The organism is Streptomyces aureocirculatus (genome assembly GCF_000720475.1).
GTDB lineage: Bacteria > Actinomycetota > Actinomycetes > Streptomycetales > Streptomycetaceae > Streptomyces > Streptomyces aureocirculatus.
Window position 1 is genome coordinate 235,763 of record NZ_JOAP01000019.1, and the last position, 25,880, is coordinate 261,642.

General features: G+C 73.1%; 24 protein-coding genes and 2 pseudogenes. 14 read left to right on the forward strand and 12 right to left on the reverse strand.

Annotation, left to right across the window (positions count from 1 at the left end; translation table 11 throughout):
- Positions 1–44 precede the first annotated feature (44 nt).
- Positions 45–1,058: a class I SAM-dependent methyltransferase gene (locus tag IG78_RS0118615; RefSeq protein WP_404827754.1), complete on the reverse strand. Its 1,014-nt coding sequence runs from the start codon at positions 1,056–1,058 to the stop codon at positions 45–47.
- Positions 1,059–1,380: 322 nt separating this feature from the next.
- Between IG78_RS0118615 and rpsA the strand changes: the two genes are divergently transcribed.
- Both rpsA and IG78_RS0118625 read left to right on the forward strand, forming a co-directional pair.
- Complete coding sequence (gene rpsA, locus IG78_RS0118620) at positions 1,381–2,901, forward strand: 30S ribosomal protein S1 (protein ID WP_030564582.1); 1,521 nt, start codon at positions 1,381–1,383, stop codon at positions 2,899–2,901.
- 276 nt (positions 2,902–3,177) lie between these two features.
- The gene (locus IG78_RS0118625) at positions 3,178–3,705 is read left to right on the forward strand and encodes an RICIN domain-containing protein (RefSeq protein ID WP_030564584.1); all 528 of its coding nucleotides are present in this window, start codon (positions 3,178–3,180) and stop codon (positions 3,703–3,705) included.
- A 137-nt stretch (positions 3,706–3,842) separates the two neighbouring features.
- Here IG78_RS0118625 and IG78_RS45885 read toward each other — a convergent pair.
- Positions 3,843–4,145: pseudogene (locus IG78_RS45885) on the reverse strand (right-handed parallel beta-helix repeat-containing protein); the annotation flags it as partial.
- A gap of 53 nt (positions 4,146–4,198) precedes the next feature.
- Here IG78_RS45885 and IG78_RS0118635 point away from each other — a divergent pair.
- Positions 4,199–5,137 (forward strand): PAC2 family protein, encoded by a 939-nt coding sequence (locus IG78_RS0118635; RefSeq protein WP_030564588.1) that lies wholly within the window; start codon positions 4,199–4,201, stop codon positions 5,135–5,137.
- Between the two features lie 80 nt (positions 5,138–5,217).
- On the opposite strand, the gene IG78_RS0118640 is transcribed toward IG78_RS0118635, so the two are convergent.
- A complete protein-coding gene (locus tag IG78_RS0118640; RefSeq protein ID WP_030564590.1) occupies positions 5,218–5,589 on the reverse strand; it encodes a carboxymuconolactone decarboxylase family protein in 372 nt (123 codons plus the stop codon).
- Between the two features lie 84 nt (positions 5,590–5,673).
- On the opposite strand from IG78_RS0118640, the gene coaE reads away from it, so the two are divergent.
- Together coaE and IG78_RS0118650 are read left to right on the forward strand one after the other, a co-directional pair.
- Positions 5,674–6,282 (forward strand): dephospho-CoA kinase, encoded by a 609-nt coding sequence (gene coaE, locus IG78_RS0118645; RefSeq protein WP_030564592.1) that lies wholly within the window; start codon positions 5,674–5,676, stop codon positions 6,280–6,282.
- A 64-nt stretch (positions 6,283–6,346) separates the two neighbouring features.
- Positions 6,347–6,724, forward strand: coding sequence for a tetratricopeptide repeat protein (locus tag IG78_RS0118650; RefSeq protein WP_030564594.1), 378 nt, complete (start codon positions 6,347–6,349; stop codon positions 6,722–6,724).
- A 57-nt stretch (positions 6,725–6,781) separates the two neighbouring features.
- Here the strand turns inward: IG78_RS0118650 and IG78_RS0118655 are convergent, their stop codons facing one another.
- On the reverse strand, positions 6,782–7,051 hold the full coding sequence (locus tag IG78_RS0118655; RefSeq protein WP_030564596.1) for a DUF6343 family protein: 270 nt from the start codon (positions 7,049–7,051) through the stop codon (positions 6,782–6,784).
- Positions 7,052–7,181: 130 nt separating this feature from the next.
- Complete coding sequence (locus IG78_RS0118660; RefSeq protein WP_051852737.1) at positions 7,182–7,658, reverse strand: RNA-binding S4 domain-containing protein; 477 nt, start codon at positions 7,656–7,658, stop codon at positions 7,182–7,184.
- Between the two features lie 184 nt (positions 7,659–7,842).
- On the opposite strand from IG78_RS0118660, the gene IG78_RS0118665 reads away from it, so the two are divergent.
- The 3 genes from IG78_RS0118665 to IG78_RS0118675 all read left to right on the forward strand — a co-directional run bounded on the left by IG78_RS0118665 (position 7,843) and on the right by IG78_RS0118675 (position 11,171).
- Positions 7,843–8,043: a hypothetical protein gene (locus tag IG78_RS0118665; RefSeq protein WP_030564599.1), complete on the forward strand. Its 201-nt coding sequence runs from the start codon at positions 7,843–7,845 to the stop codon at positions 8,041–8,043.
- Positions 8,040–9,572, forward strand: coding sequence for a YfcC family protein (locus IG78_RS0118670; protein WP_030564601.1), 1,533 nt, complete (start codon positions 8,040–8,042; stop codon positions 9,570–9,572). Before IG78_RS0118665 ends, IG78_RS0118670 begins: the two co-directional genes overlap by 4 nt.
- 402 nt (positions 9,573–9,974) lie before the next feature.
- A complete protein-coding gene (locus IG78_RS0118675; RefSeq protein ID WP_225882220.1) occupies positions 9,975–11,171 on the forward strand; it encodes a glycoside hydrolase family 6 protein in 1,197 nt (398 codons plus the stop codon).
- Here the strand turns inward: IG78_RS0118675 and IG78_RS45890 are convergent.
- From IG78_RS45890 to IG78_RS0118700, 6 genes and pseudogenes are all read right to left on the reverse strand, one after another.
- On the reverse strand, positions 11,168–11,335 hold the full coding sequence (locus tag IG78_RS45890) for a hypothetical protein (RefSeq protein ID WP_199813304.1): 168 nt from the start codon (positions 11,333–11,335) through the stop codon (positions 11,168–11,170). The two genes, IG78_RS0118675 and IG78_RS45890, sit on opposite strands and share 4 nt — an antisense overlap.
- Complete coding sequence (locus tag IG78_RS0118685) at positions 11,332–11,748, reverse strand: RidA family protein (RefSeq protein ID WP_030564604.1); 417 nt, start codon at positions 11,746–11,748, stop codon at positions 11,332–11,334. Before IG78_RS0118685 ends, IG78_RS45890 begins: the two co-directional genes overlap by 4 nt.
- Before the next feature lie 133 nt (positions 11,749–11,881).
- Positions 11,882–12,907: a TolB-like translocation protein gene (locus IG78_RS0118690; RefSeq protein WP_030564606.1), complete on the reverse strand. Its 1,026-nt coding sequence runs from the start codon at positions 12,905–12,907 to the stop codon at positions 11,882–11,884.
- A complete protein-coding gene (locus IG78_RS52665) occupies positions 12,904–13,449 on the reverse strand; it encodes an MFS transporter (RefSeq protein ID WP_404827755.1) in 546 nt (181 codons plus the stop codon). The genes IG78_RS0118690 and IG78_RS52665 overlap by 4 nt, the downstream gene beginning before the upstream one ends.
- A pseudogene (locus IG78_RS0118695) lies at positions 13,444–14,646 on the reverse strand (MFS transporter); the annotation flags it as partial. The gene IG78_RS52665 and the pseudogene IG78_RS0118695, both read right to left, overlap by 6 nt.
- 18 nt (positions 14,647–14,664) lie before the next feature.
- Positions 14,665–15,621, reverse strand: coding sequence for a metallophosphoesterase family protein (locus tag IG78_RS0118700; protein WP_030564609.1), 957 nt, complete (start codon positions 15,619–15,621; stop codon positions 14,665–14,667).
- 251 nt (positions 15,622–15,872) lie between these two features.
- Between IG78_RS0118700 and IG78_RS51385 the strand changes: the two genes are divergently transcribed.
- The 3 genes from IG78_RS51385 to IG78_RS0118715 all read left to right on the forward strand — a co-directional run bounded on the left by IG78_RS51385 (position 15,873) and on the right by IG78_RS0118715 (position 21,657).
- Positions 15,873–19,436 (forward strand): SNF2-related protein, encoded by a 3,564-nt coding sequence (locus tag IG78_RS51385; RefSeq protein WP_225882221.1) that lies wholly within the window; start codon positions 15,873–15,875, stop codon positions 19,434–19,436.
- Positions 19,437–19,519: 83 nt separating this feature from the next.
- Positions 19,520–21,133 carry an SWIM zinc finger family protein gene (locus IG78_RS0118710; protein ID WP_347400155.1) on the forward strand — a complete coding sequence of 538 codons (1,614 nt, stop codon included), beginning with the start codon at positions 19,520–19,522 and terminating at the stop codon, positions 21,131–21,133.
- Between the two features lie 80 nt (positions 21,134–21,213).
- Positions 21,214–21,657, forward strand: a complete 444-nt coding sequence (locus IG78_RS0118715; RefSeq protein WP_030564612.1) for a hypothetical protein — start codon at positions 21,214–21,216, stop codon at positions 21,655–21,657.
- Positions 21,658–21,702: 45 nt separating this feature from the next.
- Here the strand turns inward: IG78_RS0118715 and IG78_RS0118720 are convergent, their stop codons facing one another.
- Complete coding sequence (locus IG78_RS0118720; protein ID WP_030564613.1) at positions 21,703–22,215, reverse strand: DUF3574 domain-containing protein; 513 nt, start codon at positions 22,213–22,215, stop codon at positions 21,703–21,705.
- 193 nt (positions 22,216–22,408) lie between these two features.
- Between IG78_RS0118720 and IG78_RS52670 the strand changes: the two genes are divergently transcribed.
- The 3 genes from IG78_RS52670 (at position 22,409) to IG78_RS0118735 (ending at position 25,763) form a co-directional block, all read left to right on the forward strand.
- A complete protein-coding gene (locus IG78_RS52670; protein ID WP_404827750.1) occupies positions 22,409–22,936 on the forward strand; it encodes a PI-PLC domain-containing protein in 528 nt (175 codons plus the stop codon).
- A 202-nt stretch (positions 22,937–23,138) separates the two neighbouring features.
- Complete coding sequence (locus IG78_RS0118730; protein ID WP_030564615.1) at positions 23,139–24,500, forward strand: amidohydrolase; 1,362 nt, start codon at positions 23,139–23,141, stop codon at positions 24,498–24,500.
- A gap of 42 nt (positions 24,501–24,542) precedes the next feature.
- Positions 24,543–25,763, forward strand: a complete 1,221-nt coding sequence (locus tag IG78_RS0118735; protein WP_030564617.1) for a cytochrome P450 family protein — start codon at positions 24,543–24,545, stop codon at positions 25,761–25,763.
- Positions 25,764–25,880: the final 117 nt, after the last annotated feature.

Consider the following 25,880-nt stretch of genomic DNA (forward strand, 5'->3'; position numbering starts at 1 on the left):
ACCTCAGCCGCGGGCGCCCGCGCCGAACACCCCTGGAACGCGTCTCAGTCGCGTTCGCACACGAAGATGGCCGTCCCCGGGATCAGGTTCCCGCGCAGCGGCGACCACCCGCCCCACTCCTGGGTGTTCCACGCGGGCCACTCCGGCTCGACCAGGTCCACGAGCCGGAAGCCGCCCGCGACCACGTCCCGCACCCGGTCCCCGAGCGTCCGGTGGTGCTCCACGTACACCGCGCGCCCCTGCTCGTCCTGCTCGACGTACGGGGTGCGGTCGAAGTACGAGGCCGCGACCGAGAGGCCCTCGGGCCCCGGCTCGTCAGGGAACGCCCAGCGCACCGGGTGCGACACGGAGAAGACGAAGCGGCCGCCGGGGCGCAGCACCCGGTGCACGTCCCGCAGGACCCGCACGGGGTCCGCGACGAACGGCAGCGCCCCGTACGCGGAGCAGGCGAGGTCGAAGGAGCCGTCCGCGAACGGCAGCGCGCCCGCGTCGGCCTGCACAAGGGGCACCCCGGCCCGCCCCGCGCCGGCCTCTACCGGGGGCGCTCCGGCCCGCCCCGCGCCGACCTCTACCGGGGGCACCCCGGACCGCTCCGCGCCGATCCGCTCCGCGTCGATCCGCAGCGCGTGCTGGAGCTGGCGGTGGGACAGGTCGAGGGCCACCGGCCTCGCGCCCTGCGCGGCGAGCCAGCGCGAGCACTGGGCCGCGCCGGCGCCGATCTCCAGGACGTCCTTGCCCGCCAGCTCCTCCGGCGGGCCGAGCAGCTCCGCCTCGACCTCGTCGAGCCCCTCCGGGCCCCATACGAACCGGTCGTCCCCGAGGAAGGTGCCGTGCTCGATCTGGTAGTCGTCCGCGTTCGTGTCCCACCAGCCCCGGCTGGCGCGGCTGCTCTCGGTGACGTCCGCGTCGCGCCGGGTGGCAGCGGGTTCGGGGTCGGGTGTCCCGTGAAGGCCGGGTGCCTCGTGCTCTTGGATGATCCGCTCCATCGTCGTACTGTGCCGTTCCGTGCCGCCGGGCCGGCGCGGGCCGCGAGGGGCCCTCCGGATGCGGCGCGGCAGGGCGTGCTGCGCCCCGTGTGGCCTCTGGCAACAGGTTTTGTGCCGGGAATGCGGGGATCCGCCCCGGGTGTGCGCCTTCGCGCATTGACCCTGTACCGCAGCCCCCGTATGCTACAAGTTGCGCTGCGGGCCTGCGTTCCTCAGACATAGCAGGTTGCGCTCGCGTCTGTTGTATGTCCCCTCGGTTGTCGAGGCGCTTTCCGTTCCTTCGGGAACCAAGGAAGTCGGCGTCTCCTAAGCTGTCCGGCTTCTGCAGAGCGAAACGGGCTCCGGCGTAAGCAGTACCTACGACTTCAATGTCCGTACCGGAGCCCTTTCCCACATGACGAGCAGCACCGAGACCACCGCCACCACCCCGCAGGTTGCGGTCAACGACATCGGTAACGAGGAAGCCTTCCTCGCCGCGATCGACGAGACGATCAAGTACTTCAACGACGGCGACATCGTCGACGGCGTCATCGTGAAGGTCGACCGGGACGAGGTCCTGCTCGACATCGGTTACAAGACCGAAGGCGTTATCCCGAGCCGCGAGCTCTCGATCAAGCACGACGTCGACCCGAACGAGGTCGTCAAGGTCGGCGACGAGATCGAGGCCCTGGTCCTCCAGAAGGAGGACAAGGAAGGCCGTCTCATCCTGTCCAAGAAGCGCGCTCAGTACGAGCGTGCCTGGGGCACGATCGAGAAGATCAAGGAAGAGGACGGGATCGTCACCGGTACCGTCATCGAGGTCGTCAAGGGTGGTCTCATCCTCGACATCGGCCTCCGTGGCTTCCTGCCGGCCTCCCTTGTCGAGATGCGCCGCGTCCGCGACCTCCAGCCCTACGTGGGCAAGGAGCTCGAGGCCAAGATCATCGAGCTGGACAAGAACCGCAACAACGTGGTCCTGTCCCGCCGTGCCTGGCTCGAGCAGACCCAGAGCGAGGTCCGCCAGACCTTCCTCACGACCCTGCAGAAGGGCCAGGTCCGCTCCGGCGTCGTTTCCTCGATCGTCAACTTCGGTGCGTTCGTGGACCTCGGTGGCGTCGACGGTCTCGTCCACGTCTCCGAGCTCTCCTGGAAGCACATCGACCACCCCTCCGAGGTTGTCGAGGTCGGCCAGGAAGTCACCGTCGAGGTCCTCGACGTCGACATGGACCGCGAGCGTGTCTCCCTGTCGCTCAAGGCGACGCAGGAAGACCCGTGGCAGCAGTTCGCCCGTACGCACCAGATCGGGCAGGTCGTTCCCGGTAAGGTCACCAAGCTCGTTCCGTTCGGTGCGTTCGTGCGCGTCGACGAGGGCATCGAGGGCCTGGTCCACATCTCCGAGCTGGCCGAGCGCCACGTGGAGATCCCGGAGCAGGTCGTCCAGGTCAACGACGAGATCTTCGTCAAGGTCATCGACATCGACCTGGAGCGTCGCCGGATCTCGCTGTCGCTGAAGCAGGCCAACGAGTCCTTCGGCGCCGACCCGTCGTCCGTCGAGTTCGACCCGACCCTGTACGGCATGGCCGCGTCCTACGACGACCAGGGCAACTACATCTACCCCGAGGGCTTCGACCCCGAGACCAACGACTGGCTCGAGGGCTTCGAGACCCAGCGCGAGGCTTGGGAGGGCCAGTACGCCGAGGCGCAGCAGCGCTTCGAGCAGCACCAGGCCCAGGTCATCAAGTCCCGCGAGGCGGACGCCCAGGCCGAGGCCGAGGGTGCGGCCGCTCCCGGTGGCGCGGCTCCGGCCGCCAGCACCGGTGGTGGCGGTGGCGGCGGCGGTTCGTACTCCTCGGAGTCGGACGACAACTCCGGCGCCCTGGCGTCGGACGAGGCGCTCGCCGCGCTGCGCGAGAAGCTCGCCGGAGGCCAGAGCTGACCTCGCGTCGCTCTGCCTAGGCAGTAGCTGAAGACTGTGGGCCCGCACCGGATGGTGCGGGCCCACAGTGCTTTCCGGCCCCGCGGCTCTACGGCGTCACGCGGATCGCAAGTGGGAAGGGTGACGTGTCGGGGAACGAGGGACGTTTTCCTGGCGCCCGCCCTGACAAGAGGAAGTGAATCTCCACCGTTCCTTCGCCGATCGGCGACCCTTTCCACAGGTTCTCCGCCCATTCGCCCCCGATGGAGGGTGCACGACGCCAGCTATGTTTCGCGTATGCACACGACATGGATCAAGAATCGTCTGAGCACCGGAATCGCGGCCCTCGCCCTTGCCGGCGGAATCGGTGCCCTCCAGCCCGCCTCCGCGCACGCGGCTCCGGCTCCCGAGTACTGGACCTTCAAGAACATCGACATAGGGGTGAACCAGGACCAGTGCCTCACCGGCGGGAAGATCGACGGTGGTACGTCGAGTGTCTTCATGTCGAAGTGCAACGGAAGCAACTTCCAGCAGTGGGACTGGCGTGGCACGGACTCGGGTTCGTTGCCGTTCAAGCAGCTCCAGAACAAGGCCACCGGTCTGTGTCTGGCCACTGACAACAAGAGCTGGACGCACAACGCCGTCTGGGCGAGCCGGTGCGACTGGCGGGACGGCATGCGCTTCAACTATGACGGTGAGCTGTACTACTTCATGTCCGCGCTGACCAACTACAACGTCTTTCTGACCGCTCGTGACTCCGGAGCTGTCTACAGCACCTCTGAAGACGACAACGAGAGGACCGGCTGGAGGGGTTGGCACTCGTAGGCGCCCTCGGGGGGCGGGGCCCGGCGTGCGGACCCCGCCCTCCTCACGGCGTCACGGGGATGTTCGTGAGCCCCCTGCCGCCCTTGACCGTGTTGTTCGCGTACACCGACGTCCGGCAGCCGGCGCTGTTGTTCGTCACGTTGGCCGCCGGTGACGGTGATGCCCCGCACGGTCCAGTACGAGGCGCCGTCGAGGTGCAGGCCGTAGCCGCCGCCGGTCTTGAGTACGGCCTTGGACGAGCCGGTCAGGGTGATCCGGGAGCCGGAGTTCGCCGCTTCGGAGGTCTTGGCGTTCCCGGTGTACGTGCCGTCCGCGAGGCGGATGGTGTCCCCCGGGTCCGCCGAGCCCAGCGCCGCCTTGAGCTGGGCGGCCGTGGAGACCTCGATGGTGGCTGCCGGGCGGGGAGCGGCGGAGGCTGTGAATGCGCGGCGGGTGGGAATGCGGACCCCGCGGTACGTGTTCTGCTCAATGAACACGAGGAGGAGCGGTCACAGTGCTTGATCCGCAGGGTTTGTACGCATGGGAGCCGAAGGGCCTCGCTGTCGTCGACATGGCACTCGCCCAGGAGTCGGCCGGCCTGGTCATGCTCTACCACTTCGACGGATACATCGACGCGGGCGAGACCGGCGACCAGGTCGTCGAACGGCTCGTGGACAGCCTTCCCGGGCAGGTCGTGGCGCGCTTCGACCACGACCGCCTCGTGGACTACCGCGCCCGGCGCCCGCTGCTCACCTTCCGGCGCGACCGCTGGAGCGACTACGAAGTGCCGACGCTGGACGTGCGGCTCCTCCAGGACGCCACCGGCGCGCCCTTCCTGCTGCTCTCCGGCCCCGAGCCGGACATCGAGTGGGAGCGGTTCGCCGCGGCTGTCAGGGAGATCGTCGAACGCCTCGGTGTGCGGCTCGCCGTGAACTTCCACGGCATCCCCATGGGCGTACCGCACACGCGCCCCGTCGGCCTCACCCCGCACGGCAACCGCACGGACCTCGTCCCGGGCCACGCGAGCCCCTTCGACGAGGCGCAGGTGCCGGGCAGCGCGGAGGCGCTCGTGGAGTACCGCCTCGCGGAGGCCGGCCACGACGTGCTCGGCGTAGCCGCCCACGTACCGCACTACATCGCGCGCTCGGCCTACCCCGACGCCGCCCTGACCGTCCTGGAGGCGATCACGGCCGCCACCGGCCTGGTCCTGCCCGGTGTCGCGCACACCCTGCGCACCGAGGCGCACCGCACCCAGACCGAGATCGACCGCCAGGTCCAGGAGGGCGACGAGGAACTGGTCGCCCTGGTCCAGGGACTTGAGCACCAGTACGACGCCGCCGCGGGCGCCGAAGCGCGCGGCAACATGCTCGCGGAGCCCGCGGACATACCGTCCGCCGACGAGATCGGCCGCGAGTTCGAGCGGTTCCTCGCCGAGCGGGAGGGCGACGGCTAGGCGCCAGGGCCCCGTGCCCGGCGGCTGAGTGCCCGGCGGGTGAGTGCCCGGCGGCCCCGCGGTCGCCGGGCACCGGGCCGTCAGTGGAGCCGGCCGGGCTCGTAGCTGCCCGCGGGCTGCCGGATCATGACGTTCCCGCGGTTGAAGGCGTTGATGAGGGCGATGGCGCACACCAGGGCCGCGAGCTGCTCCTCGTCATAGTGCTTGGCCGCGTTCGCCCACACCTCGTCCGTGACCCCGTCGGCGGCGTCGGCGATACGGGTGCCCTGCTCGGCCAGTTCCAGGGCGGCCCGCTCGGCGTCGGTGAAGACCGTGGCCTCGCGCCAGACGGCGACGAGGTTGAGGGTGGCGTGCGGAACCGTCGACTCCGCGAGTACCTGTCCCGCCGCGACGAGGTGCCTGCCGAACTTCGCCGCGACCTGGCTCTCGAAGAGGTTCAAGCGAGCATTCATGGCGTACTCCTGTGTCGTTGTAGCTGATTGCACCCCCAGGACGGGGCAGCCCCGCCAGATGTGACATCGCCTAAGCTGCCGAGCATGCTGAAAGTGGGGCTGACCGGCGGGATCGGTGCCGGCAAGAGTGAAGTGTCACGGCTGCTCGTGGAGCGCGGCGCCGTGCTCGTCGACGCCGACCGGATCGCCCGCGAGGTGGTCGCGCCGGGCACCGAAGGCCTGGCCGCGGTCGTCGCCGAGTTCGGGGCGGACGTCCTGGACGCCGACGGTGCCCTCGACCGCCCGAAGCTCGGCGCGATCGTCTTCGCCGACCCCGGGAAGCTGGCCGCGCTCAACGCGATCGTGCACCCCCTGGTGGGAGCGCGCTCCGCGGATCTGGAGCGGGCCGCGGCCGAGGCCGACGAGGACACGGTCGTCGTGCACGACGTGCCGCTGCTCACGGAGAACGGCCTCGCGCCGCTGTACGACGTCGTGGTCGTCGTCGACGCCAGGACCGAGACCCAACTCGACCGCCTGGTACGGCTGCGCGGCATGACCGAGGACGACGCCCGCGCCCGGATGGCCGCCCAGGCCACGAGGGAGAAGCGCCTGGAGATCGCCGACATCGTCATCGACAACGACGGCACCCTGGAGAAGCTGCCGCCCCGCGTGGACGAGGTGTGGCAGGAGCTGCGGAACCGGGCCAGGCCCTAGCGGGCCCGGAATACGCCGGGCGGCGGCGAGTGTTGGCCCTGGGGAGTGAGGGAAGGAGTCCGGCGTGCCCGAAAGCAGCCCGGAGAGCCATGTCATCGACTTCCGCGCGGCCGAGCAACTGCTCGCCGCCCGGGACCCGCGGGGTGCGGTGAAGCTGCTCGACTCCGTGATCGCAGCCCACCCGGAGAACACGGCGGCGCGCCTCCTGCGCGCCCGCGCCTTCTTCGCCTCGGCCCAACTGCGCGCCGCTGAGCTGGAGTTCAGCATCGTCCTGGAGCGCGAGCCGGACAACGCGTTCGCGCACTTCGCCCTCGCGCGCACCTATGAGCGCGCCGCGCGCCCCGATCAGGCGCGCCGCCACTTCCGGCTCGCGGCCGCGCTCGATCCGCAGCCGGACTATCTGGCGGCGGCACGGTTCGACGACGGCGAGGGCGGCTCCTAGCTCTCCGGGACGCGCAGGGCTGCTTCTCGGAGTGCCCGGGCCCGCTTTCCGGGGCGTTCAGGGCCGCGGTGGCGGGCGCGGGGGCTCGTACGGCGGGATCTCGCGGCCGGGCTGATAGTGCGGGCCCTGCCGGATATGGCGTACGACCAGCGCCATGTCCACGGTGATCACGAGCCAGAGCACCCCGCAGGCCAGTGCCCACTGCGGGCGCCCGGCGAGCGCGAACGCGACCGTGCCCGCGATCGCCCAGATCAGCCCCCATACGCTGAACCAGAAGCGCATGCGCAGTGGGCTGCGTGCAGTCACCGGTTCACTGCCTGTGCGCATGGAACCTCATCTCCTCCTCCCAGGGTCCACCCGGCACGGGCCGAGCGGAAGAGGAGACACAGGAAGCAGCGGAAGCAGCGCCGGCACAGGAGGCCAGGGAGTCAGGGGGCTGGTGCCTCCTAACCCCCGCTCATCGGCCCTTGGCCTTGGCCTTGGCCTCGTCCTCGGCCGCCGGACGGGCCGAGATCGGTCCCGTGCGGCTGTTGAGGGCCCGCAGGCGGTCCATGTCCCTGCGGTCCCGCTTCGTGGGGCGGCCCGTGCCGCGGTCGCGGACGCCCGCGGGGGCGACGGCCTCGCGCGGGGGCGGCGGCGGGCTGTTGTCCACGTAGCACTCGACGGCGACGGGGGCGCCGACCCGTTTGCGGATGGCGCGCTTCACGATCACGACGCGCTCACGGCCGCCCGCCTGGCGCAGCCGCACCTCGTCGCCGGGCTTGACGCCGTGCGCCGGCTTCACGCGCTCGCCGTTGACCCGCACATGGCCGCCCTTGCAGGCGGCGGCGCCCGCCGAACGGGTCTTGACGAGGCGTACGGACCAGATCCAACTGTCGACGCGCACGGAGCCGCCGTCCGGCTCGCCCGTGCGTGGTGAAGTCTCCGAGGCCATGCACCGACCTTAGTGCGGCATCGGTGCGGGGGCGGCGGCCGACCGGCGAGCCGTCCGGAAACCGCGAGCGAGCACATTCGATAATTCAGGCGGTTAACGGCAAATGACGCACATATCCGTATGCAGAGGTGCTGCCCATGACGGCCCAAGAGCTCGCCCGCACGGTCGAAGGACTGATCGACTGATGGACGGATCACGCGCCGACCTCGTCCGCCTCGCCGCGATCCCCCCGGTCGCGTGCCCCGGGCCCCAGCCCGCGCCGGTCGCGGAGCTGCCGCACGGCGCCTTCGTCCGTGAGTACGGCGCCTTCGTCCGTGAGTACGGCGCCTTCGTCCGTGAGTACGCGGCCACCTCCGCCGCCCGCGGAGACGGGAGCCGTGCGTGAGCACCACGGCGACCGGGCCCGGGGCCGGGAAACCCGCTCCCAAGGGCGGGTTCAGCTTCCCCAGCGCCCTCACCGTCCTCGCGATCGTCACCGTCGCCGTGTGGCTGCTCGCCTTCCTGGTGCCGCCGGGGGCCTACGACCGCGACGACAAGGGCGCACCCGTCGAGGGCAGTTACCACCGTGTCCCCGACGACCGGTCCTTCGTCGACCGCCTCAACGACCTCTTCCTCGCCCCGGTCAACGGCCTTTACGGGGTGCAGGACACCGCGTCGGGACAGGTCGGCCCGGACCTGGCCGGTGAGCTGTACGGCAGCGCGGGCGTGTTCCTCTTCGTTCTCGCCATCGGCGCGTTCATCACCGTCGTGTTCGCGACCGGCGCCCTCGACCGGGGCATCGGCCGACTCGCGCACCGGCTCCGTGAGCGCGGCGCGCTGCTCATCGCGGGCGTCATGGTCGTCTTCTCCGTCCTCGGCACCGTGGAGGGCTTCGCCGAGGAGACACTGGGCTTCTACGGGCTCATCGTGCCGCTGATGCTCGCGCTCGGGTACGACCGGATGACCGCCGTCGGCGCGATCATCCTGGGCGCGGGCATCGGCGTGCTGTGCTCGACCGTCAACCCCTTCGCCACCGGCGTCGCCTCCTCGGCCGCCGGCATCTCGCTCGGCGACGGCATCGTGCTGCGGTTCGCGATGTGGCTGGTGCTCACGGCCGTCACGGTCTCCTACGTCGTCCGGTACGCGACACGCGTGCGCGACGACCCCGAGCGCTCCCTGAGCGGCTTTCTGCCCGGCGACCGGGAGGGGGTGGCGGCCGAGGCGGCGAAGGGCGAGGTGCCCGAACTCACCGGCCTGCACAAGGCGATCCTGGTCCTCGTCGCCCTGATCTTCGCCTTCATGATCTTCTCGGTGGTGCCCTGGGCCGGCGCGCTGACGGGCGACGCGAACGCCACCCCGTACGGCTTCGAACTCGGCTGGTCCTTCCCGCAGCTCGCTGCCCTCTTCCTGTGCGCGGCGGTGCTCGTGGGACTGGTGGCGCGGATGGGTGAGCAGAAGCTCAGCTCCACGATCACCCAGGGGGCGGCGGACTTCATCTCGCCCGCGCTTGTCATCGTCCTGGCGCGCGGAGTGACGGTGATCATGAACAATTCGCGCATCACGGATACCGTGCTGCACTCGATCGAGGGGGTCGTGAAGGGCACGTCGTCGGGTGTGTTCGCGGTGATCGTGTTCCTGGTGAACCTGCCGCTTGCCTTCCTCATCCCGTCCACGTCCGGGCACGCCACCCTCGCCATGCCGATCCTCGCGCCGCTCGCCGACTTCGCCGGTGTCTCCCGGGCCGTGGTCGTCACCGCGTGGGCCGCGGCCAGTGGGTGGATGAATCTGTGGGTGCCGACTACCGCCGTGACCATCGGCGGGGTTGCGCTCGCGAAGGTCGGCTACGACAAGTATCTGCGGTTCGTGTGGCCGTTGCTTGCCATGCTGGCCGTGCTGATCTGTGCGTTCGTTGCGGTGGGCGCGGCGTTGACTTGAAGCCGGGGGCGGGTGGGGTGCGGGCTGCCCTCGCGGGGCGCCCCAGGCCCGCCCCTTCACCGTAACCATGGGGCTGCCGCCCCCTGGACCCCCGCTTATCGGCGCTCCGCGCCTCGTCCTCAGACTCCCCCAAGTTCTTGAGGAGCAGGGGGTACCCCCATGACGGGCTGAAAGATCCTCAGCGGTCGGGGTGAAACTGTGCCGCAGCGGCGAGAGTTTCAGCCCGTCCGGCGTTTGCGGACGAGCGCGTCGGCGCGATGGAAGGGCGGGCGGGTGGGGGAGGAGCGCCCTGCCGCCGTCCGAGCGCGGGGCCGAACGGGTGAAAGGTGCGGGCAGTGGAGTGAGTGGCCGGGCGGGCGGGGGAGCCTAGAGCTTTCGGTGCCCAGAGAGCGGAGCCGTCCGGTGACCCTGTCGACCGTCCCCCGCCGCACGCGGCGAATCCGGCTGCGCGCCACCCTCGCGGCCGCCGCCCTGGCCACCACCCTCACCGGCACCACCGTCGCGGCAGCGGGTACCCCGACCGCAGCCGCCCGGACGGCAAGCGCCGCGACGGCAGGCGCCCCCACCGTAAGCGTGCCGACGGCAGGCGCCCCCGCAGCACGCGTGCCGACGGCAGGCGCCCCCGCAGTACGCGTGCCGACCGCAGGCCCGCCGACCGCAGCCGCCCCGACGCCAGGTGGTGCCCCGGCCGCAACGGCCCCCGCCCCCACCTCCGCCGGGGAGTTCTGGGTGAACCCCGACACCCACGCCGCCCGCCAGGCCGTGGCCTGGCGTGAGAGCGGGCGGGTTTCCGATGCCTGGTTCGTCGAGCGCATCGCGCGCCGTGCGCAGGCGGAGTGGTTGAACAAGGACGGCCCTGGCCCCGGGGACCTGGTGCGCGCCCACGTCGACAGGGCGGCCGCCGCAGGGCGCATCCCCGTACTCGTCGCCTACTTCATCCCGCACCGCGACTGCGGCGACTACTCGTCGGGCGGGGCCCGCGACGCCCACCACTATCGCGCGTGGATCGACGCGTTCGCCAAGGGCCTCGGCACCCGCGCCGCGTACGTGATCGTCGAACCCGACGCCGTCGCCCAGCAGATCGCGGGTTGCGACGTCGCCGACGCCTCCGAGCGGTACGGGCTGCTCGCCCACGCCGTGGCCCGCCTCAAACAGCAGCCCGGCGCCAAGGTGTACCTCGACGCGGGCAACGCGAGCTGGATCCCGCAGGAGGAACGCCTCGTCGAACCGCTGCGCCTGGCAGGCATCGCCCGGGCCGACGGGTTCGCTCTCAACGTCTCCAACTACCGCACCACCAAGGAGAGTACGGAGTACGGCCACCGCGTCGCGCGCGCCCTGGGGGGCGGCAAGCACTTCGTCGTCGACACCAGCCGCAACGGCAACGGCGCCTACACGGGAGGGGACAAGCCCTGGTGCAACCCGCCAGGACGCGCCCTGGGCACCCCGCCCACCACCCGCACCGGCGACCCCGCGGTCGACGCCTATCTGTGGGTCAAACGGCCCGGCGAGTCGGACGGCACCTGCCGCGGCGGGCCTGCGGCGGGGACCTGGTGGCCCGAGTACGCGCTGGGCCTGGCCCAGCGCGCCCGGAACACCTAGTCACGGAAGTTCCGTACCCCGTCGTCGGCGTCGTCGGAATGGGCTCGGCGGACCGTGGGCAGGGCCGCGTCGTACGAGCGCGGATGGACGTCGGCCACGGCCCCCGCGTCCGCTTCGGTCGCGGGGCGCAGCGTCACGGCGGCCGTCGTCGCGGGCGCGTTCACGCGCCGGTCCGCTCCGGTACGACGGCCGTGGCGGTGATCTCCACGAGCTGGCCCGGATAGCCGAGCACCGTCACACCGAGGAGCGTCGAGGTGTGCGGCTCGACGGTCAACAGCTCGGAGGCGCGCACCACTTCCCACACCTGGGAGAGCACCCCGGGCTCGGTACCGACCACGTACACCGTGCTCGCCACGACCCGCGTCGGATCGCTGCCGACGGCGCGCAACGCCTCGTCGAGGTTCGCGAGGACCTGCTGGGCCTGCCGGACCGGATCGCCCTCGCCGACGAGCTTCCCCGCGGCGTCGAGCGGCACGGAGCCGGCCATGAACGCGAGCCGCGTACCGGCTTCGACGACGGCCGCGTGGGCGTAGCCGGGGGGCGGGAAGAGGGAGGGGACGACGGTGCGGTGGACCACGGGGGCCGAGGAAGGCACGGGAGGCGCGGGAGGTGTCGGAGGCGTGGGCGGTGTGGGTGGTGTGGGTGGTTCGGGAGGTGTGGGTGGCATGAGGGCATCGTGCGGGACGGGCGGGTGCGGGCGCATCCGGATTTCAGCGCACCGCCGCCGGTGAACTCGCCCCGCGGACGCGGAGTGCGGGCCTGCCCGTGCCGTCGGCCCGTACCGTCCACACGTCCTGCTTGCGGGTGCTCCGGCCCTCCCGCTCCGGCAGTGCGTACGCCAGCGTGTCGTCATCCAGCCATGCCGCCTGGTCGTCGACGCTGCGGTGCTCGGCGAGCGGGTGCTCGCGCATCGTTCGCAGGTCGAGGACGTACAGCCGCCAGGGGTTCCTCGTACCGCCGCGGACGCGCTTCTTGAAGGCCAGACGGGTGTTGTCGGGGGACAGGGACGGGCATTCGACGTTCTCGCGCAGGGCCCGCGCCCGCCACTCGCGCATGTCCCCCTGGACGAGGTGCGTACGGCCCTTCGTCGAGACGGTGGCGTAGAAGCGGTTGTCGTCGCGGGCGAAGGTCACGCCCCAGTAGTTCACGTCGGGGGAGTGGTGGCGGCGCCCCTCGATGGTGAGGGGGATCTCCTCCATGTTCTTGACCAGGTAGCCGGTGCGGGTGTCCAGGATCGACGTGCGGGTGGAGAAGGACGAGTCGCCGCCCGCGTAACTGTCGCCGGTGGTGAACATCGTCCACGACAGCATCCGCCCGGACGCCGAGACCCGCGCCCGGTTGGGGATGCCGGTGAGCGCGACGCGCCGCTTCTCGCGCAGCTTCCCGTCGAGGACCACGGCGTACGACTTGGGCGGGATGCCCGGGCGGCGCAGCAGACACAGGGCGGTACCCGCGGCGGCGTGGAAGCGCTCGCAGGACGGGCCGTCGGGGGTCCGCGGGGTGCGCGGCCCGGCGCCGGACACCGGCACTCGGGCCACGCGGCCCGCCCCCTCCTGCGTCGAACGGAAGTAGAGGTGGCCGGGGTCGAGGGCGAACTCCGAACCGGACGCGACCGGTTCCGCCCGCTGCACGGCACGCACCGTGTACGTGACGGCCACGGCGGCGAGCAGCGCGGCGGCCGCCACGACGGCGACGACACGCGTACGGGTGGAGGCCTCGGGCGGGGTGAGGGTCATGCGGTGCCTTCCGAGGGGGAGCGGGGCGTCGGGCCTTTTGTCGGGCGGAGCAGCAGGGCCGCGCCCGCGAGGGCGGCGACGAGGGTGAGGGCCGCGCAGGTCAGGGCGGCCCCGATGCCCCACAGGGTCCATGCGGCGCCGAACCCCGCCGCGGCGAGGAGCCTGCTGAGCGCCTGGCCGGTCTGGAGCACCGCCATGCCGCTCGCCCGCCGCCCCTCCGGAAGACAGGGCGTGGCGAGGGCCATCAGGACGCCGTCGGTCGCGGCGTAGAAGACGCCGAGCGCGAGCAGCACCCCGAGCAGGAGTGGACGACCGCCGGTGGGCAGGAGCAGTAAGACGTACGCGGCGAGCAGCGCGACGTGCCCCGCGAGGAAGGGACCCCGGCGCCCGAGCCGGTCGGCGAGGCGCCCCACCGGTACGGCGAGCAGCAGATAGACCGCAGCGGTGCCGAGCGGAAGCAGCGGGAACCAGCTCCCCGCGAAGTCCAGGCGCCGCTGAAGCAGGAGATACAGAAACGCGTCACCGATGGTCGCGGCCCCCAGGAGGGTTGCGGCGGCGCAGACGCGGCGGAAGGCGGGGACGCGGAGGAGGGCGAGGGTGGCTTTGGGGGAGCCTGCGGCCTTGGGGGACCCTGTGGCCTTGGGGGAGCGGGTGGCCTTGGGGGTGCGGGAGCCTGAGCGGGTGCCGATGCGGGGCCGGGGCGGGGGGCGGTGGCCTGGGCGTGCACCTGCGCTCGTGCCTCCGGCCGCGTTCGCTTCTGCGCCGCCCGCGCTGCCTGTGCCGCTCGTGCTGCCTGGGCTGCCCGCGCCTCCGGCCGCATTCGCTTCGGTGCCGCTCGTGCCCCCCGTGCCGCCTGCGCTGCCCGCGTCGCCCGGGCTCGCGCCCACGTCCGCGCCGCGCCCGCCCACGTCCGCGCCACCCACGTCCGCGTCCGCGCCGCCCGTGCCTGCGCCCGCGTCGACACCGCCCGCCCCCGCACCCCCCACCGCCGACGTGCGGCGAAGCCCCGCCGACAGCGTCCGCGTCGCTTCCCGCCCCGGTACGAATGCCACCAGGAGCAGCACCCCGAACAGGCCGAAGCAGAAGCTGACGACGAACACCGCGTCGTACGCGTCCGCCGTCACCCACAGCAGCGCGAACGCGGCGAGCGGGCCGAGCAGCGCGCCCGTGGTGTCCATCGCCCGGTGCACCCCGAACGCCCGGCCGAGGCCGTCCGGGGGGCTGTTCAGCGAGATCAGCGCGTCCCGCGGCGCGGTCCGCACGCCCTTGCCGAGGCGGTCCGCCGCGATGGCCGCCCCGATCCCGGCCGTGGCGCCGCCCGCGAGCAGCAGCCCGAGCCGGGACAGGGCGGAGAGCAGATACCCGGAGCCCGCGACGAGCTTGTGCCGCCCGCCGCGGTCGGCCGCGTATCCGCCGAGGAGTCGTACGAACGCCGTGGCGCCGTTGTAGAGGCCGTCGAGGAAGCCGAAGGCCAGCGGGGACAGGCCGAGTCCGAGGACGAAGTAGAGCGGGAGCACGGCGGCGACCATCTCCGAGGAGATGTCGGTGACGAGGCTGACCGCGCCGAGGGCAAGAACGGGACCCGTGACGCGCCCGCGCCCCGAGCCCGTGGCCGCACCCTTCGTAGCCCCGGGGCCAGCCCCGGCCCCGGCCTCGGACTGGGCCTCGGACTGGGCCTCGGGCTGGGCCTTGGCCTTGGTTCTGGCCGTGGCCACCGCGTCCGTGGTCGACAGATACATCTGCGCGAGCCCGCCGGATCAGCGGCAGTCGTAGGACGGGCTGCTGTCCTTCGTGGACCCGTCCGTGCCGATGAGTTTCCAGGAGAAACCGGAGTCGGTGAAGTCGAGCTTCACGACACCGTGGGTGTTGGTGATCCTCTTCTGGCTGTGCGGCTGGACTTCCTCGATCTTGTACGGGTTGGCGCCGCCGGTGCCCGCGAGCAGTTCGACCATGCCGTCCGCGTCGGCCCTGCCGTTCGCGTCCTGCGGGGCGAACCGCTCGTAGTGGTGGTCGTGACCGCCGAGGACGAGTTCGGCCCCGGCCTCATCGAGGATCTTCCAGACCGGCTTGCCGACCGGGTTGTTGCCGTGCTCGCCGGAGGAGTACAGCGGGTGGTGCCAGTACGCGGCCACGCACTTCTTGCCGTTGGCGGCGAGGTCCTTCTTCAGCCAGTTGATCTGGGCGCTGTCGAAGCTGTTGGAGTCCAGGGCGATGAAGTGCCAGTTGCCCTGGTCGAAGCTGTAGTAGCTCTTGCCGTCCGGGTACGCGACGGACCCGAAGTACGACTTGTAGCCCTTGAGCGGGCCCGCCGGGTCGTACGTCTCGTGGTTGCCGGGCACCGGGCGGGTCTTGTTCTTGAAGGCGCCCCAGGTGGTCGCGTAGTACTTCTGGAAGTCCTTCAGGCGGGCGTCGTCGTACTGGTTGTCGCCCATGGTCAGCACGAACCGCGGGTTGATCTGCTGCACGAGCGCGGCGGTCTTCGGGTGCGCGCAGCGGCTGTCACTCTTGGTGCACTGTTCAGCGATGTCACCCGCGGCCACAGCCATGAACGCGGCCCTGGCCGACGGAGCGGCGTCCGCCTCGTCGGCGGGCGACCACAGGAGCACACCGCCGACGAGCGCGAGCGCCCCGGCCGCGGCGACCGGCACGACCCAACGGGCCTGGTGCTTACGGGAGTTGGAGGGGCCTTCACCAGTACGAGGGGTGCGCGACATGTCCGCCTCCTGGGCGTGGTGGGGGGGCTGGGGGGTGAGCGATGGCCGTCTCAGGCATGGTGACGAGAGGGCATGTTCGCGTCAAGGATGTGGACGCATTATTGTTAGGAAACTTTCCTTTCAGGGTGCGAGCCCGGCGGGCGGCGGCCGGGTGGCGGTCGGGCGGCGGCCGGGTGGCGGTCGGACGGTGGTGTCAGTGGGCTCGCCTAAGGTGGCGGAGGCGGGGGTGTGGAGCGGATGAGGTGGTGGTGATGGCGACGGTCGACGTCGACGCCTTCGCCGCGCTCGTCCGCCCCTGCGCCGCCGTCTTCCTCCCGGCACATGTGCCCCGGGACGGCCGGATCGCGTGGTGGCGACCGGACGGCGGGAAGCTGCCCCGGTTGCCGGGTGGTGCGGGTGTGTCCGGTGCGGATGCGGTGCCTGGTGAGGCCGGCCCGTCCGGTGCGGAGGGTAGTGGGCCGGGCGGAGGTTCTTCGCCGGGTGACGGCCCCTGGGCCCAGGGCGAGATCACCGTCGTACGCCGGCACGGCGCGGGTGTGCGGCGCCATGCCGTGCCCGCGCTGCTCGCGCCGGTGGCCGAGGGGGTCGGGGTGCTGTTGGCCGATGGGCCTGGTGGGCCTGGTGGGCCTGGTGGGCCTGGTGGGCCTGGTGGGCCCGGTGGGTCTGGTAGGCCTGGCGCCGCGCACCCCCGCGCCCTGCACCCCGCCGCCGCGTGCTGGCGCGCAGCCGCCCTGCACGCCCTGCATCTGGCCGCCCGCGGCAAGCTCCTGCCCGGGCTCACCGGTGCGGACGTGGACGCGTGGCGGGCGGGGCCGCTGGGGGCCGACGACATCGCGCAGTTGCGGGCCATCGCCGCCGCCATGCCTGCCGACGCGCATGCGGTGCCGCTGCCGGGCAGTCGCCCGCCGTTGCGGCTCCCCGAGCCGTATGCCCTGGTCAGGGCGTTTGTCGACGCGGTCGTTGACACGCTGCCGCGCACGCCCGCGGCAGCGTACGCCGTCGGTGCGCCGTTCGCGGCGCGCGAGCCGCAGTCGCTGCCCGGGGCACGGGCGTGGGCGGCGGAGGTGGCCGCCGGGCAGGACGTCGGGGTACGGGTGTCGCTGCGGGTGGATCTGCGGGCGCAGGATCTCTTCGACGGGGGGGAGGTGTGGACGGCGGGGGAGGGCGAGGCAGCCGGAACCCCCGAGTCTTACGGGGTCGCCGGGACCACCGGGATCACCGGGACTGCTGGGGCCACCGGGCCTGCCGGGCCTGCCGGGGTCACCAGGACCACCGGGTCTTCCGGGGTCACCGGGGTCACCGGGCCTGCTGGGGTCACCGGGCCTGCCGGGCCTGCTGGGGCCACCAAGCCTGCCGGGCCTGCTGGGGCCACCGGGCCTGTCGGGTCTTCCCGGGCCACCGGGCCAGCCGGGCCAGCCGGGGTCACCAGGACCGCCGGGCCTCCCGGGGCCACCGGGACCGCCGGGTCTTCCGGGGTCACCAGGCCCGCCGGGGTCACCAGGACCGCCGGGTCTTCCGGGGTCACCGGGCCTGCCGGGACCGCCGGGACCGCCGGGCCTCCCGGGGTCACCAGGGCCGCCGGGTCTCCCGGAGCCCCCGGCGCCGCCAGCTCCGCCGGAACCCCCGGCGCAGCCGCCGCCGTGCTCCAGGTGCACAGCCTCGCCGACCCCACCCTGGTCGTCGACGCCGCTCAACTCTGGTCGGGGGTTGAGCACTTCGGGTCGCGGGCCAAGGCGCACACCCTGCTGGCGGTGCGCCGCGCGGCACGCGTGTGGCCGCCGATCGGGCGCCTCCTCGACCGTCCGCGCCCCGACGTGCTCCCACTGGCGGAGCAGGAGCTGTACGACCTCCTCGGCACCGCGGCGACCCGGCTCGGCGCGGCCGGGGTCGACGTCCACTGGCCGCGGGAGCTGGCACGGGAACTCACCGCCACGGCCGTGGTGCGCCCCGCGCCGGGCACCGCGGCGGACAACTTCGACTTCTTCAAGGCGGACCAACTCCTGGAGTTCCGCTGGCAGGTGGCGCTCGGGCACGGCGGCGGCACCGACCCCGCCGACCCCGCGGGCCCCACCGATCCCGCAGACCCCACCCCCCTCACCGAGGCCGAGATGGACGCCCTCGCCGAGGCGCACCGCCCCATCGTGCGGCTGCGTGACCAGTGGGTCCTGGTCGACCCCGCCCTCGTACGCAAGGCCCGTAAGCGCGACCTCGGCCTGCTCGACCCGGTGGACGCCCTGACGATCGCGCTCACCGGCACCGCGGAGGTGGACGGCGAACGCGTCGCCGCCGTGCCCACCGGCGCCCTGGCCGGGCTGCGCGAACGCCTCACCGCGGAACCGCGCCCCGTGCCGCAGCCGCCCGCGCTCAGGGCCACCCTGCGCGACTACCAGCTCCGCGGCCTCGCCTGGCTGGACCGCATGACCGCGCTCGGCCTCGGCGGCTGCCTCGCCGACGACATGGGGCTCGGCAAGACGGTCACCCTGATCGCCCTGCACCTGCACCGGGCGCGCCCCGAACCGACCCTCGTCGTCTGCCCGACGTCGCTGCTCGGCAACTGGCAGCGGGAGATCGAACGCTTCGCACCGGACGTCCCCGTCCGCCGTTACCACGGCCCCGGCCGGGGCCTCGACGGCATCCCCGACGGCGGCATCGTGCTCACCACGTACGGCACGATGCGCACCAGCGCGGCCGAACTGGCCGCGCACGACTGGGACCTGGTGGTCGCCGACGAGGCGCAGCACGTGAAGAACCCGTACGCGGCCACGGCGCGGGCCCTGCGCACCCTGCCCGCCGCGGCGCGGGTCGCGCTCACCGGCACGCCCGTGGAGAACAACCTCTCCGAGCTGTGGGCGCTGCTCGACTGGACGACACCGGGGCTGCTCGGACCGCTGAAGGCGTTCCGGGCCCGGCACGCGCGGCTCGCGGAGACGGGCGGCACCCCCGAGAGCGACGAGGCGCTGGCCCGGCTGTCCCGCATCGTCCGCCCCTTCCTGCTGCGCCGCCGCAAGTCCGATCCGGGCATCGCCCCCGAACTGCCCCCGAAGACGGAGACCGACCACCCCGTCCCGCTCACCCGTGAACAGGCCGCGCTCTACCAGGCGGTGGTGCGCGAGACGCTCGCCCGCATCGAGGCGGCGGACGGGATCGCACGCCGCGGCCTGGTCATGAAGCTGCTGATGTCGTTGAAGCAGATCTGCAACCACCCCGCGCAGTACCTGAAGGAGGGCGCCGGCCGCCCGGGCACCACCGACTCCGGCTCCGGGTCCGGCTCCCGCTCCCGCTCCCGCTCGGGCAAACTGGACCTACTCGACGAGCTGCTCGACACGATCCTGGCCGAGGACGGTTCGGTGCTCGTCTTCACGCAGTACGTGCAGATGGCGCGGCTCCTCGAAGCGCACCTGGGCGCGCGTGGCGTGCCCGTCCAGCTTCTGCACGGCGGTACGCCGGTGACGGCGCGGGAGGCGATGGTGGACCGCTTCCAGGCGGGCGAGGTGCCGGTCTTCCTGCTGTCCCTGAAGGCGGCGGGCACGGGCCTGAACCTCACCAGGGCGGGGCACGTCGTCCACTACGACCGCTGGTGGAACCCCGCGGTCGAGGACCAGGCGACGGACCGCGCGTACCGCATCGGCCAGACCCAGCCCGTCCAGGTCCACCGCTTCATCACCGAGGGCACGGTGGAGGACCGCATCGCCGAACTCCTCGCCGCCAAACAGGCCCTCGCGGACGCGGTCCTCGGGGACGGCGGCGAAATGGCCCTGACGGAACTCTCCGACGCGGAACTCGCGGACCTGGTGACCCTGCGGAGGACGCGGTGAGCGGCACGGGGCGCGGGAGCGGCGGGCGGGGAGGCCGTGTTCCCTCGCGCGGCGGTGACACCCCGCCGGAAGGCGGCGGCGTCTTGGCCGGGGGTGGCACCCCCCTCAGGGGCGCGGGGAACTGCGCGGCCGGCCACAGCGAAGCCGCAGACGCGTCTGCGTGCTCGCTCGGCAGATGCGTCTGCGGCATTTCCTGGGCTGAGCGCGCAGTTCCCCGCGCCCCTGAGGGGGGTGGCAGCAGCCTGGCCGGGGGTGCTCCGAGCAGTGGCGGCAGTGCCCCGAACGACGGGGGCTGTGCCCCGAGCGGCGGTGGCGGCCCGGCCCCGAGCGGCGGTAGCCGTGTCCCGAGCGGTGGCGGCCCGGCCCCGGGCGGCGGTGGCCGTGCCCCGAGCAAGGGCGGGGGGAGCGCGCGCGGCGGTGGCGGTGGGGGCCGTGCGCGGGTCTTCCCGCCGTTCCCCCCGCGCACCGACCCCGAGGCGCCCTTCGCGTCGACCTGGTGGGGCGACGCGTGGATCGCCGCCCTTGAGGAGTCCGCCCTGGACCCGGCACGCCTGGCGCGCGGTCGCGCGTACGCGCGTGCGGGGCACGTCGACACCATCACCGTCGAGCCGGGGCGCATCGTCGCCTACGTACACGGCAGCCGCCCCCGCCCCTACCGTGCCGAACTCCGCATGCGCACCCTCACCCCCGAGGACTGGGACCGCTTCCTCGACGCGGCCGCCGCGGACCCCGGGCACCTCATGTCCCTGCTCGCCAGGGACATGCCGCACGCCCTCGCGGCCACCGCCGACCGCACCGGCGCCCGGCTCCTGCCCGGCCGCGGCGACCTGATCTCCTCCTGCACCTGCCCCGACCGCGGCCACCCCTGCAAACACGCGGCGGCCCTCACCTACCAGACGGCCCGCATCCTGGACGCCGACCCCTTCGCCCTGCTCCTCCTCAGGGGCGGCGAGGAGCGGCACATCCTGGACGAGCTGTCCCACCGCAACGCCCGCGCGGCGACCCAGGACACCCCCCGCGCCCCGGGCGGCCCCGAAAGCCCTGCCGCCGACCCCCCGCCGCTCCCGGGCGTCCTCGCCCGCGAAGCCCTGGCCTCGGACCACCGCCCGCCGCTCCCGCCCCCGCTGCCACCTCCGGCCCACCCCGGTGAGGCCCCCCTGCTGCCCTCCGCCCCCGGCGCCCCGGACCCCGCGGCCCTGGAGTTCCTCGCCATGGACACGGCCGCCCGGGCCCACGCCCACCTGACGAAGGGCGCGCCGCCCTTCGCGGACCCCGACCCCTGGAAGGACGCGATCCGGCTCGCCGCGTCCCACCCCGGCCTGTCGGGCCGGCGCACCTTCAGCCGCCAGTTCGCGGAGCTGGCACACGCGGTGGGCCACGCCCCCGCCGACCTCTCCCGCGCGGCGGCGGCCTGGCGCCAGGGCGACGAGGAGGGCCTCGCGGTCCTGGAAACCGCCTGGGACCCGCCTGCGGGACCGTTCGACCGCGCCCGGGGAGCCCTGGCGGCGGCCGGTCTGCCCCGCATGACGATCGACCGCAACCGCCTCACGGACCCCACCGGCACCTGCCAGCTCCGCTACGGACGCGACGGCTACTGGTACCCGTACCGAAGCGAACCGGGCAGAGCCGACTGGTGGCCGGAGGGCCCGCCGGACGTGGATCCGGCGGGAGCCCTTACGGGACTCCTCGCCACCTGAGGCCGCTCCGGCCGCTACCTTGGACTCTCCAGTGACTCCTCAGGAGCTACGGCGAAGTGCGACGTACACAAGGAGACCCGGTGGACGCAGAGTTGGCCGCCCTCGCGGCGGCCGGAGCCACGGCGCTCGTGCAGTCGATGGTGGGGGACGGGTGGACGGCCGCGCGGGAGCGGGTCGTGGGGTTCTTCTCGCGGCGCGGCGCCGCGGGTGCCGCGGGTGGTGAGGACGCCATCGCCGGTGAGCTCGACGAAGCCCGCGAGGAGTTGGTGGCGGCGCGGGACGCCGATGACCCCGACGCCGCTGCCGCCGCCGCGGACGTACAGGCCGAGTGGCGCAACCAACTGCGCCGGACCCTGCGGGCCGATCCCGAGGCCGCCGCCGAACTGCGCGCCCTGCTGGCGGAGCTTGCCCCCGCCGACGGCGCCGAGGGGCCCGGCGGTGTCGTGCACAACAGCATCAGCGGCGGCGTGCAGCACGGCAACGTCATCCAGGCCCATACGGTGGGAGACGTGCGGCTTGGGTAGTCGGGACCGGCGGCCGGTGGGCCGCCCGCCCGGCCGCCCGGTGCGTCAGAAGTCCACCCGGGCCCGGTCGTCCAACCGCCCCACCGAGTCCTGCGCGAACTTCTTCTCGTAGTCGGAGCGGATCTCCTCGATGAGGACGTCGCGCTTCTTCGCCTCGGCGGTGGGGTAGAGGAGGATCAGTTCGTAGGACCGCTCCCGCTCGATCCTGCCGTTGCTGTCCTTCCACTGGCCGCGGCCCTGCTGGATGGTGAGGCCGTCGGGGAAGCCGGGCGTGACCTCCTTGTCGATGAACCTCATGAACTGTTTGTCCGTCACGTCCGGGCCGCCGTCGGGGCGTTCGGTGCCGAAGAACAGGCGGGTCTCCACGAAGGGCTTGCCGCCGCGGGGCGGCGTGGTGGACGAGGTTTCCTTGCCCGCCGACGCGGCGGGCCGCCGGTCGGCCGTGCCGGGTTCGTCGCCGTCGAGGGCCGCGTACGCCGTCGGCGCGCCGATCGCCAGGACGGCGGCCGCCCCGGCCAGGGCGAGGCGCGGGCCGGTGAGCGTGAGGGTGAGGGCCATGGGGGTGTGCCGCCTTTCGTGCGGAAACTCGACGGCCGCTCACAGTAGAGGACCCGGTCCCGGGAATCCGCCGCGCCACGAGGCCTGGCCGTAAAGCGCCGTCTTCCGTCCCGACACGCGAGTCCCCTACGTTGCCCGGTACTTGACGATGTGACGATGTGACGGTGTGGCGGAGGGGACGACGGTGCGCGAAGTGACGGAACGTGCGACGACGACGGGTCGGCAGGCTGCGTCCGTTCGAGGGAGGGCCGTCGGCCTCGCGGCGGCATGCGCGCTCGCCGCCGCTGCGCTGACCGCCGCCCCGCCCGCCCTGGCCGACGGCCGCACCGGGCCCGCGACCGCCGACACGGCGACCACCGGCACCACCGACACGGCGACCACCGGCACCGCCGGCGCCGACACCAGGGGCACCGACACCGCGGCCAACGACCCCCGTACGCGGTACGCGGACGCCTCGATACGGCCGTGGTTCGTGCTGTTCGACGGTTCCGCGTCGACGTACGCGGGCGGCACGGTCGACACCAAGTGGTACGCCGACCGGCGCTACTTCGTCGTCATGTCCGACGCCCACAGCGTCCCGCCCGCCATCGACGCGGTCCGCCCGGCCGAGGCCCAGGCCCGCGACCGGGTCGCCCTCCTCGCGGGGCGGCACGCCGGCGTCGTGTCGTCGGACTGGTACCCGCTGCCGGGGGTCCTCTCGACGGTCGTGCCGCGCGGTTGACCGCCCGGTCGCGGGACCGAGCCCGGGACCGGCCCCGTCCCGCTCCCCGACCCGGGACCGGGACCAGGCCGCGTCCGCGTCCGGCAGGCCCGTGCCCGCGGCGCCGGTCGCCGTCACCCGGGCCGTGGGGCGGCGGCTCAGGAGTACGTGGTCGCCCGCCGCGACAGCGCGGGGAACGGCGCAGTCCCCGTACCGTGAACGGATGACCGTGCCTGCCGCATCCGGCCCCGCCGACCTCGTCGTCACGGGCTGCACCGCCCTCGTCCACGACGAGGCCGAACGCGTCGGCTTCGCCGAGGACGCAGCCGTCGTCGTACGCGACGGGGTGATCGCCGACATCACCACCGCGGACGCCGTGGCCGGGCTCGCCGCCGTCGAACGCATCGACGCCCGCGGCCAGGCACTGCTGCCCGGCCTGATCAACTGCCACACCCACTCCCCGATGGTGGCCCTGCGGGGCATCGCGGAGGACCTGCCGGTGGAGGAGTGGTTCAACGACCACATCTGGCCCATCGAGTCCAACCTCGGCGAGCGCGACGTGGAACTCGGCGCGCGGCTCGCCTGCGCCGAGATGATCCGCGGCGGTGTCACCACCTTCGCCGACCACTACTTCGCCATGGACACCGTCGCCGACGTCGTCGCGGGGACCGGCCTGCGGGCCAGCCTGGGCCAGGCCTACTTCTCGTCCCAGGGACCCGGGGGGCGGGCGGCGTCCCTGGACTTCGCCCTGCGCAGACGGGGCTCCGCCGACGGCCGCGTCACCACCTGCCTGGCCCCGCACGCCCCGTACACCGTCGACGACGCCGACCTCGCCGCCACCGCCGAACTCGCCCGCGAACACGGCCTGCGCGTACATCTGCACGCCGCCGAGAGCCGCGCCCAGACCGAGCACAGCCTCACCCGGCACGGCGTGACACCCATCGGCGTCCTGCACCGCACCGGCCTGCTCGACACGGACGTCCTGATCGCCCACGGCACCGGCATCGTGGAGAGCGACCTCGACCTCATCGGCGCGGCCACCGGACGCGTCGCCGTCGCCACCGCACCCCGCGGCTATCTGAAGTTCGCCTGGGGCCCCACCCCCGTGCGGGCCCTCGCCGACCTCGGCATCCCGGTGGGTCTCGCCACCGACGGCGCGGCCTCCAACAACTCCCTCGACGTCTGGGAGGCCATGGCGCTCACCGCCCTCGTGCAGAAGTCCACCACCGGCGACCCGCGTTGGCTCAGCTCCCGGCAGGCGCTGCACCACGCCACGCTCCAGAGCGCCCGCGCGGTCGGCCTCGGCGACCGGATCGGCTCCCTCGCCGTGGGCCGCCGCGCCGACCTCGTCCTCGTCGACCTCTCCGGACCGCACACCCAGCCCGTGCACGACCTCGCCGCGACCCTGGTGCACAGCGCCCGCAGCTCCGATGTCCTGACGACGATCGTCGACGGCCGCGTCCTGATGCGGGACCGCGAGCTGCTCACCGTCGACGTACCCGCCGTGGTGGCGGAGTTGGGCGAGCGGCTGCCCGCCCTGGTCGAGCGGGGGCACGGGGGACGGATCCAGACGTACGACGGGTGACCCGGCGGCACCGGGACGGGCCCCGCTTCCTAGGCTGACCCCATGGCGACTCCCGCGGCTCCCGCTCCCCTCGACGGGCTCATGACCGACCCCTACGGCACGTACGCGCGGCTGCGCGAGAGCGACCCGGTGCGGCGCATCAGCGGACCCGACGGCAGCCCGGCCTGGCTCGTGACGCGCTACGACGACGTACGCGCCGCGCTCACCGACGAGCGGCTCTCGGTGGACAAGAGGCACGCACTGCCCGGGAGCTACCGCGGCTTCTCGCTGCCGCCCGCCCTGGACGCCAACATGCTCAACATGGACCCGCCCGACCACACCCGCATCCGGCGCCTGGTCGTCAAGGCGTTCACCAAGCGGCGCGTCGAGAACCTGCGCGAGCCCGTGCGGAACACCGCCGACCGGCTCCTCGACGCCATCGAGCGCGACGCCGTCGAGCGCGATGCCGTCGAGCGCGAGGGCCGCGCCGATCTCGTGGCCGCGTACGCCGAGCCGCTGCCCATCGCCACCATCTGCGACCTCCTCGGCGTGCCCGCAACGCACCGGCGCGACTTCACGGACTGGACCGACGCCCTCATCGCCCCCGACCCCGCGCGGCCCCACCGCGCGAAGGACACGGTCGTCGCGATGCTCGGGTTCTACACCGGCCTCATCGCGGACAAGCGGAAGGCGCCGGGCGACGACCTGCTCTCCGACCTGATCGCCGCCCGCGACGAGGGCGACAGGCTCAGTGAGGACGAGCTGACGTCGCTCGCCTTCCTGCTGCACTTCGCCGGGTACGAGAACGCCGTGCAGCTCATCGGAAACTCCGTGCTCGCACTCCTGACCCACCCCCACCAGCTCGCCGCCCTGCGGGCCGACCCGGCGCGACTCGCGGGCGCCGTCGAGGAGTTCATGCGGTACGACACGTCGGCGGTGTTCTCCATCCGGCGGTTCGCCCGCGAGGACGTCACGATCGGCGGGGTGACCGTGCCCGCCGGGGAGACCGTGTTCCTCGGCCTCGGCTCCGCGGGCCGCGACCCCGACCGCTTCCCCGACCCGGACCGTCTCGACATCACCCGCGACGCCGGCGGCCATCTCGCCCTCGGCCACGGCATCCACCACTGCGTGGGCGCGCCACTGGCCCGCCTGGAGCTGACGGTGGCGATCGGCGCGCTCCTCGAACGCTTCCCGCGGCTCGCGCTCGGCGTACCGGAGCAGGAGCTGCGGTGGCGTCCTTCGATGCGGGCGCGGGGGCTGCTCGCGCTGCCGGTGGTGTACTGAGGCGGCGCGCCTGCCCCGTCGTACCCGTCCCGGAGCGCCCGCCCCGCTGAGAAAAAGCTTCAGAAATCCCGTACAGCGCCGATGAGTTCTTGTGAGACGTCCGGTCAGCCCTTCCGA

Coding starts and splice junctions, on each gene's coding strand:
- IG78_RS0118625 (WP_030564584.1), top strand. CDS start 3,178: ATGCACACGACATGGATCAAGAATCGTCTGAGCACCGGAATCGCGGCC.
- rpsA (WP_030564582.1), top strand. CDS start 1,381: ATGACGAGCAGCACCGAGACCACCGCCACCACCCCGCAGGTTGCGGTC.
- IG78_RS0118655 (WP_030564596.1), bottom strand. CDS start 7,051: ATGCGCACAGGCAGTGAACCGGTGACTGCACGCAGCCCACTGCGCATG.
- IG78_RS0118665 (WP_030564599.1), top strand. CDS start 7,843: ATGGACGGATCACGCGCCGACCTCGTCCGCCTCGCCGCGATCCCCCCG.
- IG78_RS0118700 (WP_030564609.1), bottom strand. CDS start 15,621: ATGTCGCGCACCCCTCGTACTGGTGAAGGCCCCTCCAACTCCCGTAAG.
- IG78_RS0118730 (WP_030564615.1), top strand. CDS start 23,139: ATGACCGTGCCTGCCGCATCCGGCCCCGCCGACCTCGTCGTCACGGGC.
- IG78_RS0118690 (WP_030564606.1), bottom strand. CDS start 12,907: ATGACCCTCACCCCGCCCGAGGCCTCCACCCGTACGCGTGTCGTCGCC.
- IG78_RS51385 (WP_225882221.1), top strand. CDS start 15,873: ATGGCGACGGTCGACGTCGACGCCTTCGCCGCGCTCGTCCGCCCCTGC.
- IG78_RS0118640 (WP_030564590.1), bottom strand. CDS start 5,589: ATGAATGCTCGCTTGAACCTCTTCGAGAGCCAGGTCGCGGCGAAGTTC.
- IG78_RS0118735 (WP_030564617.1), top strand. CDS start 24,543: ATGGCGACTCCCGCGGCTCCCGCTCCCCTCGACGGGCTCATGACCGAC.
- IG78_RS0118720 (WP_030564613.1), bottom strand. CDS start 22,215: ATGGCCCTCACCCTCACGCTCACCGGCCCGCGCCTCGCCCTGGCCGGG.
- IG78_RS0118660 (WP_051852737.1), bottom strand. CDS start 7,658: ATGGCCTCGGAGACTTCACCACGCACGGGCGAGCCGGACGGCGGCTCC.
- coaE (WP_030564592.1), top strand. CDS start 5,674: ATGCTGAAAGTGGGGCTGACCGGCGGGATCGGTGCCGGCAAGAGTGAA.